Origin of the sequence: Rhodopila globiformis (assembly GCF_002937115.1) — a bacterium.
GTDB classification, from domain to species: Bacteria; Pseudomonadota; Alphaproteobacteria; order Acetobacterales; family Acetobacteraceae; genus Rhodopila; species Rhodopila globiformis.
In genome coordinates this window covers 56,428-70,599 of sequence record NZ_NHRY01000075.1, presented here as the reverse complement: position 1 = coordinate 70,599, position 14,172 = coordinate 56,428, and the positions used below count along the sequence as shown (strand labels likewise).

12 protein-coding genes, 1 tRNA gene and 1 riboswitch are annotated in these 14,172 nt (G+C 69.6%); of the genes, 4 read left to right on the top strand and 9 right to left on the bottom strand.

Annotated elements, in window-relative coordinates; genetic code table 11:
• Positions 1-78 precede the first annotated feature (78 nt).
• The 3 genes from CCS01_RS08285 to CCS01_RS08275 are packed head-to-tail and all read left to right on the top strand — an operon-like array spanning position 79 to position 3,133.
• Positions 79-2,052 (top strand): FUSC family protein, encoded by a 1,974-nt coding sequence (locus tag CCS01_RS08285; protein WP_104518353.1) that lies wholly within the window; start codon positions 79-81, stop codon positions 2,050-2,052.
• Complete coding sequence (locus CCS01_RS08280) at positions 2,049-2,261, top strand: DUF1656 domain-containing protein (RefSeq protein ID WP_104518352.1); 213 nt, start codon at positions 2,049-2,051, stop codon at positions 2,259-2,261. Before CCS01_RS08285 ends, CCS01_RS08280 begins: the two co-directional genes overlap by 4 nt.
• Positions 2,258-3,133 (top strand): efflux RND transporter periplasmic adaptor subunit, encoded by an 876-nt coding sequence (locus tag CCS01_RS08275; RefSeq protein ID WP_104518351.1) that lies wholly within the window; start codon positions 2,258-2,260, stop codon positions 3,131-3,133. Before CCS01_RS08280 ends, CCS01_RS08275 begins: the two co-directional genes overlap by 4 nt.
• 489 nt (positions 3,134-3,622) lie before the next feature.
• Here the strand turns inward: CCS01_RS08275 and CCS01_RS08270 are convergent, their stop codons facing one another.
• From CCS01_RS08270 to CCS01_RS08250, 5 genes are all read right to left on the bottom strand, one after another.
• On the bottom strand, positions 3,623-4,369 hold the full coding sequence (locus CCS01_RS08270; RefSeq protein WP_104518350.1) for a universal stress protein: 747 nt from the start codon (positions 4,367-4,369) through the stop codon (positions 3,623-3,625).
• Positions 4,370-4,384: 15 nt separating this feature from the next.
• On the bottom strand, positions 4,385-5,203 hold the full coding sequence (locus tag CCS01_RS34560; RefSeq protein WP_239992054.1) for a universal stress protein: 819 nt from the start codon (positions 5,201-5,203) through the stop codon (positions 4,385-4,387).
• A gap of 251 nt (positions 5,204-5,454) precedes the next feature.
• Positions 5,455-6,738, bottom strand: coding sequence for a phosphopyruvate hydratase (gene eno / locus CCS01_RS08260; RefSeq protein WP_104518349.1), 1,284 nt, complete (start codon positions 6,736-6,738; stop codon positions 5,455-5,457).
• A gap of 25 nt (positions 6,739-6,763) precedes the next feature.
• Positions 6,764-8,023: a fluoride efflux transporter CrcB gene (crcB, locus tag CCS01_RS36310; RefSeq protein ID WP_170114625.1), complete on the bottom strand. Its 1,260-nt coding sequence runs from the start codon at positions 8,021-8,023 to the stop codon at positions 6,764-6,766.
• 148 nt (positions 8,024-8,171) lie between these two features.
• Positions 8,172-8,232, bottom strand: a riboswitch (Fluoride riboswitch).
• Between the two features lie 722 nt (positions 8,233-8,954).
• Positions 8,955-9,773 (bottom strand): class I SAM-dependent methyltransferase, encoded by an 819-nt coding sequence (locus CCS01_RS08250; RefSeq protein ID WP_104518348.1) that lies wholly within the window; start codon positions 9,771-9,773, stop codon positions 8,955-8,957.
• Positions 9,774-10,324: 551 nt separating this feature from the next.
• On the opposite strand from CCS01_RS08250, the gene CCS01_RS08245 reads away from it, so the two are divergent.
• A complete protein-coding gene (locus tag CCS01_RS08245) occupies positions 10,325-11,560 on the top strand; it encodes an acyltransferase family protein (RefSeq protein ID WP_158258292.1) in 1,236 nt (411 codons plus the stop codon).
• A 522-nt stretch (positions 11,561-12,082) separates the two neighbouring features.
• Here the strand turns inward: CCS01_RS08245 and CCS01_RS08240 are convergent.
• From CCS01_RS08240 to CCS01_RS08225, 4 genes are all read right to left on the bottom strand, one after another.
• A tRNA-Phe gene (locus tag CCS01_RS08240) sits at positions 12,083-12,158 on the bottom strand.
• 126 nt (positions 12,159-12,284) lie between these two features.
• Entirely contained in the window at positions 12,285-12,482 is a 198-nt protein-coding gene (yacG, locus tag CCS01_RS08235) for a DNA gyrase inhibitor YacG (protein WP_104518346.1), read from the bottom strand.
• Positions 12,466-13,584 (bottom strand): ribonuclease E/G, encoded by a 1,119-nt coding sequence (locus tag CCS01_RS08230; RefSeq protein WP_239992053.1) that lies wholly within the window; start codon positions 13,582-13,584, stop codon positions 12,466-12,468. The genes yacG and CCS01_RS08230 overlap by 17 nt, the downstream gene beginning before the upstream one ends.
• Positions 13,581-14,156, bottom strand: a complete 576-nt coding sequence (locus CCS01_RS08225) for a Maf family protein (protein ID WP_275112898.1) — start codon at positions 14,154-14,156, stop codon at positions 13,581-13,583. Before CCS01_RS08225 ends, CCS01_RS08230 begins: the two co-directional genes overlap by 4 nt.
• Positions 14,157-14,172: the final 16 nt, after the last annotated feature.

Here is a 14,172-nt window from a genome sequence, read left to right as displayed (position 1 = left end):
CCTGGCCTGCGCAGCGCATGCCGCCGGCCAGACCCCTGATCGCACTCACCGAACCGATTCCGGATCATCAGTCCCGCCATGCAGTGGCCCGGCCTTCGCGACTGGCTGTTCGCGACCAAGACCTTTGTCGCGGCCATGCTCGCGCTCTATGTCGCCTTTTCGCTCGGTCTGGAGCGGCCGTACTGGGCAATGGCCTCGGCCTATATCGCCGCCCAGCCGCTGTCCGGGGCGACGCGCTCCAAAGCCGTGTTCCGCCTGTTCGGCACCGTCATCGGCGGCGCCGCCGCCGTCGTTCTGGTGCCGGCGCTGGTGGATACGCCCGAATTGCTGTCGCTGGTGCTGGCGCTGTGGGTCGCCGGTTGCCTGTACGTGGCGCTGCTCGACCGCACCCCGCGCAGCTACGCCGCCATGCTGGCCGGCTACACTGTCGCCATCATCGGCTTCCCCGCGGTCAGCGCGCCCGACACCATCTTCGAAACCGCGCTGGTCCGGGTGGAGGAGATCACCATCGGCGTTGCCGCCGCCAGCCTGGTCGCCAACGTCGTTTTCCCCCGCCGCGTCGGCTACGTCCTGGTGGTCCGCATCAACGCCTGGCTCGGCAACGCCCGCGCCTGGAGCCGCGACGCGCTGGCGGGGCAGGGGGACCCACGGCAGAGCGCCCGCCGCCTCGCCGCCGACGCGGTCGAGATCAACCTGCTCGCCAGCCACCTCTCCTATGAGGCGGGCAGCCGGGAAACCCGGCACTTCGACCTGCTGCGCGCGCGCATGATCATGCTGCTGCCGACGCTGTCCTCGATCGCCGATCGGGTGGCGGCGCTGGCCGGGGCGATGCCGGATGCCATCGCGACCCTTGCCGCCGACGTCGCCGCGTGGGTTCAGCAGCCAGTGCAGCCGGCCGACCCGCTGCTCGACCGCATTGCCGCGCAGCAGGCCGGGCTGAGCCAGCAGACCGACTGGACGGCGCTGTTGCTGACCTGCCTGCTGATGCGGCTGCGCGAGCTGGTGCAGCTCATGCACGACTGCACCGTGCTGCACCGTGCACTGGACAGCGGCGACGTCACGGCCGACCTGCTGCTGCTGTCCGCGCCCGAGGCCACCGCCGCCAGCGCCTGGCATCGCGACTCCGGCATGGCGCTGCTGTCGGCGCTGGCCTGCACGGTGGCGATCCTGCTGGCCTGCGCGATCTGGATCGCCACCGCCTGGCCCGAGGGCTATGTCGCTGCCGAAATGGTCGCCGTCGCGTGCAGCTTCTTCGCCGCGCAGGACGATCCGGTGCCGGCGATCGTGGATTTCCTGGTCTGGTCCGTCGTCGGGGTCGTTGTCGACGGCGTACTGCTGTTCGGCGTGCTGCCCGGCGCCTCGGGCTTCCCGACGCTGGTGCTGGCGCTGGCGCCGCCGTTCATCCTGGGCGGCGTCATGGTGTCGATGCCGGCGACGGCCGACAGCGGACGCTCCTTCACCACGTGGGCCGCCACGCTGCTGGCGCTGCAGGACGCCTACCAGGCCGATCTGCCGGGCTTCGTTAACAGTGCGCTGGCGTTCGGGCTCGGCCTGGCGCTCGGCGCGATCGTCACCCGCCTGATCCGCTCGGTCGGCGCCGGGGTCAGCGCGGGCCGGCTGCTGCGCGTGATCTGGCAGGAACTGGCGGTGGCGGCCGAGCGGCGCGGCGGACACGACCGCGCCCGCTACGCCGGCCTGATGCTCGACCGCCTGGGCCTGATCGGCCCGCGCCTGGCCGCGACCGAGGAGGAACTGCCGGCCCGGGCGCTGGCCGACATCCGCGTCGGCCTCAACGTCATCGACATCCGCCGCGCCCGCCACGGCCTGAGCACGCCGGTTCGGGCGCGGATCGACATCATGCTCGACGCCCTGGCCGCTTCCTATCGCAACCGCCCGCGCCGGCGTGACGAGTCGGTGCTGCTGGCCCGGGTGGACGACGCCCTGGCCGCCGTTGCCGCGGCCGGGCCGGAGCCGGGGCGGGCCGACGCCCTGCTCGGCCTGCTGGGCATCCGCCGCGGCCTGTTCCCCGATGCGGCGCCGGCGATCCTGTGAGAACCGAGATTGACCTGTTCGGCGTGTTCATCCCGGGCCTGCTGGGCTGCCTGGTGGTCGCGCTGCCGGTGAATGCCGTTCTGCGGCGCACTCTGGCCCGCATCGGCCTGTATCGCTTTGTCTGGCACCGGGCGCTGTTCGACCTGGCGCTGTTCGTCATGGTATCGGGCGGAGTCGTCTGGCTCTCGGCCCGGGTAGGGTGGCTATGAGACGCTGGTCGGCACTTCCCGTTCGTATCGCGATTACCCTGATGGCGGTGGCGGCCGCTGCGCTGGTTGGCTGGCGGCTGTGGGAGTACTACGAGGAATCGCCCTGGACCCGCGATGCCCGCATCAGCGCCGACATCGTCGGCGTGACCCCGGACGTCTCCGGCCTGGTCAGCGAGATCCTGGTCAGGGACAACGAGACCGTGCACCGCGGCGAGATCCTGTTCGTCGTCGACCAGGCCCGCTTCCTGCTCGCGCTGCGGCACGCCGAGGCGGTGGTGGACAGCCGCAAGGCGATCGTGGACCACGCGGCCGAGGATCTCGCCCGCTACCAGTCGCTGGCGGGTGGCGCGATCAGCCGGCAGCAGGTGGACGACGCGCGCGCCACCCTGGCCAGCGCCGTGGCGAACTACCAGGAGGCGGTGGCCGACCGGGACCTGGCGCGGCTGAACCTGAACCGCACGCGGGTGACGGCCTTGGTGAACGGGGTCATTACCAATTTCAGCTTGCGGCCGGGCGATTATGTCACCGCCGGGCATCCGGTCACCGCACTGGTCGATGCCGATACGCTGCGCATCGACGCCTATTTCGAGGAAACAAGGCTGGCCGGCATCCATCCCGGCGACCGCATGGAAATCCACCTGATGGGCGTGCGGGAGCGGTTGTACGGCCATGTGGACAGCATCGCCGGCGGCATCGCCGATCGCTCGCGCCAGCAGGCGGGACATCTGCTGGACAACATCAACCCGACCTTCGACTGGGTGCGGCTGGCGCAGCGGATTCCGGTGCGGATCGTGTTCGGCAACGTGCCGGCCGGTCTCCGGCTGATCCCTGGCCGTACTGCGACCGTCACGGTTATCGGGCCGCGGTCGTAAGGAACCGGGCCCGGATTGCGGTTTCGTCTGCGCCTCGCGGAGGGCGTTGCCGCGTTATGGCGGCTACCCGGGACCAGAGCCTGGGCACAGGCCCCGGGCCGCCTCCACGCCTTGCGGTGCTGATCGCGGCAAAGGCGTGGATGGTGGGCCTTTGCCCCATGGGCGTTGAAATAGTGGGACCGGAGCGCGACCGTTTCCACAACGTCATGGTGGGCGCAGGCCCACCATCCACGCCTTCTGCGGATATCAGCACCGTAAGGCGTGGATGGCGGCCCTGCGGCCGCCATGACGGGAAGAGGCACCCTCCCTCGCTCCGCGCTATTTTAACGCCTATGGGGCCTTCGCCCACCATGACGCTGTGGCAATGGCCGTCCGAGGTGGCGCCTATGACGTTGTAGCAACGGCCGTGCCGCGGGCCGCCTGGGTTGGCGTCTATGCGGCTCGTCCGGCCCAACGGCAGGCAACGGTCACGCTCAGCGCCGATCGGCATCAGTAACGCATCAGCACCGGCAGATCCGCGTGGTCGAGCATGAACCGGGTCACGCCGCCATAGACCAGGTTGTGCAGCGTGCTGTGCGAATAGGCGCCCATGATCAGCATATCGGCTTCGAGTTCGTGCGCCTTGGCCAGCAGCGCCTCGCCAAACCCACCCGGGCCGATCGGCAGCAGGTGCAGCGTGGCCGCGACGTCGCGTTCGGCCAGAATTTGCGGCACGGACGGCGCAGGTCGGCCTTCGCGCGTGCCGGCCAGCACGAACACATGCTCGGCGTGGGCGATGTCGCGCAGGGCGGGCAGCACCGTCCTGGCGGTATGCTCGTCCTGCCGCCAGGCGATCGCCACCCGGCGGCCGAAATCCGGCCTGGCCAGCTCGCCCGGCGGCACCACCAGCACCGGGCGGCCCGTCTTCAGCAGGGCCGTGCGGAATACCTGCCGCAGCGCGCGGTCGTCATCCTCGGCCGGCCGGGCGATGACGATGAAGTCGGCGCGGGCGCCCCGCTCCGCGATTGCCGCGGCGATGTCGTCGAACAGGGCGTGCCAATGGGCGTGCACCGCTGTCGCGCGCGGCGCCGCCAGCCAGTCGTTATAGGCCCCCTTGAGCGCCGGGACTGCCGTCGGCGCGGCTGCCAGAGCATTCACATGCGCGCCGTTGGCCAGCGCCGCGAGTCGCTCGGCGGCACGCAGCAGGCCCAACGCGGTGTCAGGGCGTTGCAGGATGACAAGGATCACTTCAGACATGGTCGCATGCCTCCCTCAATGCCGCATCAGGATCGGCAGGTCGGCATGCCCGAGCATGTAGCGTGTGACCCCGCCCAGCAGCACTTCGCGCAGCGGGCTGTGCCGGTAGGCGCCCATCACCAGCATATCGGCCCTCAGTTCGCGCGCCTTGGCGAGCAGCGCCTCGCCGAACACGCCGCCGCCGATCGGCAGGATGTGCAGTTCCGCTGCAATGCCGTGTTCCAGCAGGATATCGGGCAGCGTCGGCGTGGGCGAACCGGGGGCGACGCCGGCAATGACGAACACCCGCTCCGGTGCCGTCTGCCAGCGCAGTGCCGACAGCACCGCCTGGATCGCCTGCCGGTCATTGCGCCAGGCGATGGCAACCCGCCGCCCGAACGATGCCGGCGCGTCCGGCGGCACGACCAGGACCGGCCGATCGGTCTCGAACAGCGCGGTATGGATCTCATGCCGGGCCGGAAGCCGGTCATGGCCGGTGGGCCGGCGCAGCACGATGACATCAGCGTGCATGCCCCAATCCTTGATGGCCGCATCGACGAGGCTTTCCAGGTCATGCCATTCGGCGGAGACGCCCTCGGCATGGCCCCAGCCGGACCAGTCATCGAACGCCGTGCGCAATGCCGAAATGCGCACATCCTCGCGGTCGCGGATGTAGTAGGCGCGACGCTTCGTCAGGACCTCCTCGCTGGGCAGGATGGTCGCCTCCGGCGGCATGCGGACCGCCAGAACCTCGATCCGCGCGCCGCCCAGCAGTTCCGCGAGACGTTCAGATGCGGCCAGTAGCCCGAGCGACGCGTTCGGGTGCTCAAGCAAGGTGAGGATCACGCCTGACACGACAACCTCCCTTCGCCGCTGGTCAAGCGGCAACGAACTTTATCACAACGAATATGCGAGCAGAATCCGTGGCCAACCCGGCATCCTGCCGCAGGTGGTTACGGCGCTTGCGGATTTATATGCGAACTCCCATGCACAGGGGACGCGCGAGCGGGGTTGTCTCTCCATCGTCATGGCCGGGCGCAGTCCCGACCATGACGGTGAGGCAACGGGTGGGAGCAGTATGATGACCATCCCAGTCCGCTCCGCCGCTACGTGTTCAGCCGGTATGCGCTGGCATAGACAGCCGCGCGGCCGAGTTCGTGCTCGATCTCAAGCAGCCGGTTGTACTTGGCCACCCGCTCGCCACGGCAGGGCGCGCCGGTCTTGATCTGTCCGCCGCCCATGGCGACCGCGAAATCGGCGATGAAGCTGTCCTCGGTCTCCCCCGACCGGTGCGAGACGACGTAGCGCCAGCCGGCCTCCCGGCAGAGGTCGATCGCCTCGATGGTCTCGGTGACCGTGCCGATCTGGTTCAGCTTGATGAGAACCGCATTGGCGCACCGCTCGGCGATGCCGCGGCGGATGAACGCGGTGTTCGTCACGAAGATGTCGTCGCCCACGATCTGCACCTTGTCGCCGAGTGCCGCGGTGTGGGCGGTGAAACCGGCCCAGTCGTCCTCCGCCAGGCCGTCCTCAAGTGAGACGATCGGATAGGACCGGATCCATTGCGCGTACAGGTCCGTCATCTGGGCGCTGGTCTTGTGCCCGCCGCCGGATTTCGACAGGTCGTAGCCGCCGTTGCCGGCAAAGCTGCTGGCGGCCGGATCGAGGGCGATGGCGACCTGCTCGCCCGGCTTCAGCCCGGCGGCCTGGATCGCCTCCACGATCAGTTCGCAGGCCGCTTCGTTGCTGTCCAGGTCAGGCGCGAAGCCGCCCTCGTCGCCGACGGCGGTGGACAGTCCGCGGTGGCTCAACACGCCTTTCAACGCATGATAGGTCTCGGCGCCGTAGCGCAGCGCCTCGCGGAAGCTGGGCGCGCCGTGCGGCACCAGCATGAATTCCTGGAAGTCGATGGAATTGTCCGCATGCTTGCCGCCGTTGATGACGTTCATCATCGGCACCGGCAGGCGGCAGGCGCCCGGTCCGCCCAGGTAGGCGAACAACGGCAGGCCAGCGACTTGCGCCGCGGCGCGGGCGACCGCCATCGACACGCCCAGCATGGCGTTGGCGCCGAGCTTCGACTTGTCCGGCGTGCCGTCGAGCGCACGCATGTCCTGGTCGATCTCGGCCTGGCGCGACGGATCGCGGCCCAGCAGCGCCGGCGCGATCACGTCCATCACGTTGGCGACGGCCCGGGCGACGCCCTTGCCGCCGAAGCGGGCCTTGTCGCCGTCGCGCAGTTCGAGCGCCTCGTGTTCGCCGGTCGAGGCGCCGGAGGGCACGGACGCCTGCGCCAGCGTGCCGTCGTCCAGGCCGACAAAGACCCGCACGGTCGGATTGCCGCGCGAGTCCAGGATCTCCATCGCGTACACTTGGGCTATTTTCGTCTTCATCGGTTGCTCTCCGCTTGGCCTGATTTCAATGGCGCATCAGCACGGGCAGGCTGGCCCGGGTGATGATGTCCCGCGTGACGCCGCCCAGCACCCGTTCCCGCAGCTCGCCGCGGCCATAGGCGCCCATCACCAGCATGTCGGCGCCGGCGTCGTGCGCCGCCTGCAACAGTCCGCCGCCCATCGCCGGGGCGTCCGCGTAGACGGTGGCGAACTGGGCTTCGATGCCGTTCCTGGCCAGCGCCGGCGGCAGGCGGGGCCGCATCGCGGCTTGTCCCTCGGTTCCGCACACCACCACGACGCGCTCGGCGCGGCGCAGCCAGGGCAGGGCGGCCGTGACCGCCGCCGCGGCATAGGGGTCGTTCCGCCAGGCGACGGCGATGGTCCGCCCGAACGCGGACTCCGGCCCGGGCGTGCCGGGCAGTACCAGCACCGGGCAGCGGGCGTCGAACAGCGCGGCGTGCAGCGCCTCGTGCGCCAGGTCGTCGCCGTGTGGCTCCGGACGGCGGAGCACGGCGGCAACGGCGCGACCGGCCCGGGCGGCGACGACCCAGCCGGGCGATCCCTCGATCCCGGTCCAGTCAACCGTGTGGCCGCGGGCGTGCGCACCGCGGGCCCAGTCGTCGAACAGGGCGTGCAGCGCCGCCATGGACTCCGCCGTGCGCGTGGGGTCGGCGGCGGCGCGCTGGCCGGTGGCGACCTCTTCGCTCGGCAGCAGCGCGGCGGGCGGCCGTGGCCGGATGGCCAGCGCGTGGATCAGTCCCTCCGGCCACGGCGCCAGCAGCCGTTCGGCCGCCGCGAGGATGCCGGGCGCGGCCGCGGGGCGGTCGACGACGGCGACGACGGCGGGGGCGGCGTCGGGTTTCGGCTGTGCCGCGCCCTCGACCACCTGTCCCGGGTTCAGCGCCGCCGCGCCGTAGTGGCCGATGGCGACCGAGGCCAGGCACAGCGCGACGGACAGTCCGATATTGCCCAGCGCCTGCGCCATGCGTCCGTCGCGGGCCAGTTCCAGGGTCTGCAGCGAGAACGAGGAAAAGGTGGTGAACCCGCCGCAGAAGCCGATCATGACGAGGGCGCGCATCTCGGCGGGGATGGCGAAGCGGCCGCCGGTGCTCGTCGTCAGCGTCCCGAAGAAGCCGATGATGAACGAGCCGAGGATGTTGATGGCGATGGTTCCCCAGGGGAACTGCGGACCGGTGATCCGGGTGGCCGCCAGCGCCAGCCAGGCCCGGCTGACGCTGCCCAGTGCGCCGCCCAGCGCGATCCAGAGGTAGGTGATCGCGCTCACGGGTGGCCCCGGGGCTTCAGCGGTCGTGTGTATGCCCAGTCCATAACCATGACACCTCCTCTCGTCCTTCTCCCGAGGCGAGGGCGGGCATGAAAAAGCCCGCCTTACGGCAGGCCGTCGGTCGGTGGACGGACTCGTACCGCAATCTCGCGCGGTAGGAGTCATCAGCCCAGCGGGCGGTTTCGGGGAACCCCATCCCCATCGGCCCCTAACGGTAGCGGAGACGGTGGGCTTGGGCAACCATGTCCTGGGAACGGACGGTCGTTGAGCACGCGGTGATGCGCCCGACGTCACGCCCGTTGGCCGGTTTTTGTTCCGGCACCACATTTTTTGAAACGCAGCGTTCGCCGAGCGGCGCGCAGAGTCCGCGGAGCCGATGTTGTTGCGGCCTGCGGTCGCGGTGGCTCCCCGCCGATCCAAACCAGCCGTCCTCAGCGCGGCCGAAAGCGCCGCCGGCGCCCTGACCGGTATGCGGCGTGGTTGCTGGCCCTGTTGCATGAAAGGAACCACAAATGAATACAGCTGGTTCCTGTTCCGGCGGCGCGATCCAATACCGCAGACCGGACGGTCCGAACCGGTCATTGCCGCACAGCACAGGACAGGCCACTGGTCCGGGCCGTTGGTATCATACCCTGCCGGCGCGGGCGGAATTCGCTCCGGATGTGACCGAGGCAACAGACCAAATACCCTCGTTCGCGGATCATGCGCCACGGCCGCTGCTCCGGCGTTCCCATATCGCCGCGCAGTGCCCGGTCCCGCAGCCGACGCGGCTGCGTCTCTGGACGTTTCCTCCCTCAACTGGCGGCGCATGCGCCGCCTTTTTTCTCTCGTGACGGTCTGGGCGATCCGGCTGGCGCGATGCGGCAGGGTGTCCCGCCGTGCCCCTGAACGGCGGATCCGCAACAGGATCCGCGTCCGATGGCCTGGCCGGCTATCCGGGAACACGGCCCCGGCAGGCCCATGCCACGCTGGCGAACGAGCGCGGGCCATCCGGCCGGTTGGCGCAGTAAGCGCGCCGCACGCGCTCGGCCAGCGCGGCCCGGGCGGAGTCCGGCAGCCCGGAGACAAACTGGAACATCGGTCCCTCGGCGGTGCTGGATGTCCAGTAGTCGTCGAAATCGGCAAATTCCATGCGGATCACCAGGTCCGTCTCCTCCACGTCAACCAGGCCGGCCTCGCGCCATGTGGTCACCAGTTCGCCGGGCGCGCTGAGGGAACGGAACAGCGGGGGCTCGAACGCTGGATCCAGCATCGCGGCGGTGTCCCAGATCAGGCGGGTCCGCAGCATGCCGCCATAGGCATCCCACACCGCCGCGGCCACCGTTCCACCGGGGCGCACGACGCGGCGCATCTCCGCCACCGCGCGTGCGGCATCCGGGATGAATTGCAGCACCAGCATCGAGAAGGCGCGGTCGAACGCGGCGTCGGCAAACGGCAGGGCACGCGCGTCGGCCTGCTGGATGGTGATGCGCGGATCGGTGTTCCGGGCGCGCGCATGGGCGACGTAGACCTCGGCCTGGTCGATCCCCGCCACGGCGGCGACGTTGGCGACCTGCGGCGCGGTAAAGGTCAGGCTGCCGGTGCCGCAGCCGACGTCCACGACGCGGTCACCGTCCGCGAGGCCGCCGAAGCGGATCAGCAGCGGCGCCAACCGGCGGCTCCACTGGCCCATGACCCGTTCATAGGCTTCGGCGTTCCGGGCCTTGAATGTGATGGCCGGGGCGGTCCCGGGATCGAATGTCGCTGCCATGGCGTTGCCCTCCGAATTTCTTGTCAACGAATGTGGTCCTGTCTGAACAATGCAACAGGGTACGCCGCGGATTGTCACCTCGCCCGGCGGCGTCGCGGCGCGGTTATGCCAGCGGCCTGGTCCGATGACCGGTTTCCGCCGATGGTTCCCCTCAGGCGGATCGTGCTGGAGGGCTGCAATCCCAGCCAGCGCTTTCTGCCAGGTTGGTAGGACCGCGAAACCGAAGAACACTTGTATTCACACAGCAAACCGCAGACAGGTTGAGACGGCGCGGCCGCTTTGTCGTCATGGCGGTTGCGGGGGCCCCATCCACGTCTTTCGACGGCATCAACACCGCAAGGCGTGGATGCCTAGCCTGCGCCCGCCATGACGGAACAGCAACGGCCGCCGCAATCTTAACGCCAATACGGCGCAAGGGCGCCTCAAGCTCAGCACCTCGGCAGTTGTCATCTGCCTCTTTGCCTGATTGCCCTCTGGCGGCACGTCTGGCAGGGTCCTGGCAGGGTCCTGGCGTCAGTGTTGTGGGGCTGCATGGCAATCCGAATTCTGAAATGACCCAGTCCGCCGGTGACGCTTTTGCCCGGCGCGTGGGCTACCTGGAATCGATTCGCGGACTGGCGTCGTTGCAGGTTCTGGTACTGCACGTGCTGACGGCTTTCGCGCCTGTGCTGGTATTTTCGACCCTCGCCACAGGAACGATTGCCGGGCTGGTGCGCGAATCGCCTTTGTTCTTCATCTACGACGGCTACAGCGCCGTTTACCTGTTCTTCGTGCTGAGCGGCACGGTGCTGACGGCAGCCTTCGCGCCCCGGCTGGACCGGCCAGGCGCGCTGCTGGCCGGGCGCGTCACGCGCCTGCTGGTGCCCGCGGCCGCGGCCTGCATATTTTCTTTTGCAATCAAATTGGCCGTCGGCTCGCCGAACGTGGCCGCCGGCGCCCTTACGCACTCGTCGTGGCTGGCGAGCCTGTGGCGACCGCCGCCCGGCGTGGGATTCCTTGTCAGGGACGCCGTCGTCAACGGGCTCTTTCTCGGCTACGCCGGCATGGGAACACCGACACTGCTCGGCTTCGGACGGTGGCTCGATCCGGTCACCCTGGCCTATGTCGCACCAATCTGGACCCTCAGCGTGGAACTGCAGGGCTCGGTCCTGGTGCTGTTGCTGACCCTGGCACAACGGCGGTCCCGCACGAGTTGGTTGCTGACTTTGGCGGCGGCGACCACATTTCTCGCCCGGACGCACTTCCTGTGCTTCATTGCCGGACACGTGCTGGCGGTCGCGCTGCGCCGCGGCCGGCTGCCGGATCTGCCCCGGGCCGTCACCGTGGCCTTGATCGCCGCCGGCATTTTCCTCTGCGTACGGGCCGAGGTGTGGCAGGCCCCCGTTCTCGCGAAGGTGTGCCAGGCGCATCTTCTGGCCATTCTGCCTTGCACGCCCCATCCACAAAAGGTGCTCGGTGCGCTTGTGTTATATTTTGGCTTGGTGACCTCGCCTGCCATCCGGGCTGCGCTCACGCGCCCCATGCTGATAGGCCTCGGACGTCTGTCGTTTTCGATCTACCTTGTCCACTGGCCGATTGTTTTCGGCCTGGGGGCGCTGTTGCTGGTAACGGCTGCGCCGATGATTGGCCTGCGGGCGGCGCGGTTGGCCACCGTCGTCGTTGTGCTGGGTGCAAGTCTGGTGGCTGCGGCCGCGTTCGCGCGTATCGACGCCGGTGCGATCATCCTGGGGCGGCGCGTGCGAGACGCTTCCGGCGGTCGTCCTGCCCCGGCCAGGATGGCGCGGTAGGCGGGGATGGCCCCCATTGGCGTTAGAATATCGGGATCGAGGGCACGATGCTTGCCATTCCGTCATGGCCCCGGCTTGTTGTTCAGACCGGAGAAAGCCGGGCCATGACGGATAGGCAACAGCCAGCCCTGATTTAACGCCTGCCGGCACCGTCGCCAGCCGCTCCAGCGCCCGCCCTTGCCGGAGGGCATGGCAATCCCTCTTTCGTCTCCAGCGGGAGTCACCGGCATGGCGGATAATGGAGCCGGCCTGATGGGGGTGCCGATCCCATGCGAGTTGACGCACCCGCGCGTCGCAGGGGATGGTGCCCGCAGAACGGTGCGATGATAGAGGCTGACGTTCAACGGGCCAGATCACTCAGGGAGTCCAATCAAGCCATCGGCGACATGACGGACGAAGCTGTGGCCCGTTTTCCGGAACTGCTCCCGGCGCCGGGACAGGAGGCGTTCCCTATGGGGTCCAGCGCTGGCTGCCAGTTCGGGAAGGATGGGGGAAACCGCAAACAAACCAGCAATTTCAAAATGGTGCCCAGGGGCGGAATCGAACCACCGACACTGCGATTTTCAGTCGCATGCTCTACCAACTGAGCTACCTGGGCATCGCCGGCCGCAACCGCGACCGCGTTGGAGGCGGCTGATTAGCCCAGCCCCGTGCCGGGATCAACCCACGAAATTCATCTTTTTCGGCGCACCGGCAGACGCCTTGGGCCGCGTCAGGTATCGGCTCACGCCGCATCCGGCGACGGCGGCGGATCCTCGTCCAGTTCCGCCGGCGGGCCGGGGATGCGATAGACGCCCGACAGCCAGCGCCCGAGGTCAACCTCCTGGCAGCGCGCCGAGCAGAACGGCCGGTGCGCCGCGGCGGCAGGCCGTCCGCAGACCGGGCAGGGGGGCAGCGACTTGGTTTCAGGCTCCTTGGCCATTGTCTGTCTCCAGCAGCCAGGTGAACGGCGGCAGCGATGGATCCGAGCGCACTGTAACCGCGCGTCCGGTCCGCCGGACAAGATCCGCCAGGGCTACGTCGTCGCTTTGCAAGGCCGAGACCACCGCAGGATGCGCCCGCAGCGCCGGCATCCGCCGCGGGTCCTGGCCATGCGCCGCCAGCACCGCCTTCAGCCCGGCCAGCCCGGCGGCGAGCGGGCCGGACAGCAGCTCATGCAGCGGCGGATGCACCCGGGCCCGGACAATCTCCGCCAGCCCGAGCGCGGTGAAGCCCAGGAAGCGGGGGCGCAATGGGTCATCCGCCAGGGCACGGACGAAATCCGGCGCCAGCGCCGTCCGCCGCCGCGGCGACAGCCCCGCCAAGTCAACGACAATGCCGCCCGAGAGGTTGCGCAGCCTGATCTGCGCCGCCAGCGCCGGCAGCACGGACCGGTTCAGTGCCTCGTGCCGGCCGCGTGCGCCACCGCCGCCCTCCAGCGCGCCGCCGGCGTCGACGTCGATCGCCACCAGTGCCGGAGTCGGCCAGATCGACAGCCGGGCGCCGCCGGGCAGCACGACAACCGGACGGGACAGCGCGTCGACGGCGTCGGCGATGTCCGCGTCGAACACGCCGGCAGTCACCGACACCGGACGCCCGGCCTCGGCCCGCAGCGCCACCGCCAGGCCCGCGTCGTCCACCAGGATGGCGGCGTCCGGATGGCGTTCCGCCAGGCGCGCCACCGGGCCGGGGCCGCGCTGCAGCATGCGCGGCGGCCCGCCTGCGGCCAGTGCCTGGTCCACACGGGCGGTGAGTCGCGGACCCTTGCTGCCCTGGGCGGCGCGGGTCACCCGCACGGCCAGGATCGTTCCCACGGTCAGGCCCTTGCCGCCTTCGCTGTCGGGCAGGAAGCCCTGATGATCCGCCAGGGCGACGAACGCCCCGGCCATCGCCGGGACCACGGCGGTCACCCGGCCGACGTGCAGGTCGCCGACGCCGTCCGGCGCGCCCGGGCGCCACAGCGCGTAGTCCACCAAGCGATCACTGGCGACCACGGCAACCTGCGCCTCGCCCGGGCTGGCGGCGACGCGGATGGACAGCGTCACGGCACCTGCCAGCCGAAGCTGCGCAGCAACTGGGCGGTTTCGAACAGAGGCAGGCCGACGACGCCGGACTGGCTGCCCGACAGGAAGCGGATGAAGCTGGCGGCATAGCCGTTGATCGCGTAGCCGCCGGACTTGCCGAGGCCTTCCCCGGTGGCGACATAGCGCTCGACCTGGTCGTCCGTCAGGCGGTTCCAGGTGACGATGTTCTCGACCACGCGCTCCCGCAGCGCGCCGTCGGGGCTGGCCAGTGCGACCGCGGTGATCACCCGGTGGCGGCGGCCGGACAGCAGGGCCATGCAGGCGCGGAGATCGTCCGGCGTTTCCGCCTTGGGCAGGATGCGCCGTCCGGCGGCAACCACCGTGTCGGCGGCCAGCACCAGGTGGTCCGGAAAGCGCACCGCAGCCGCCTTGCCGCGGGCCATGCGCGCGGCATACAGCCGCGGCGGCTCATCGGGCGCGGGAGTCTCGTCGATATCGGGGGCAATGATATGCGCGGGCGTGATGCCGATCTGCTGCAGCAGCATCAGGCGTCGCGGGCTGGATGAGGCCAGCACCAGCGGGAGCGGCTTCACCCGCAGGGCACGCGCA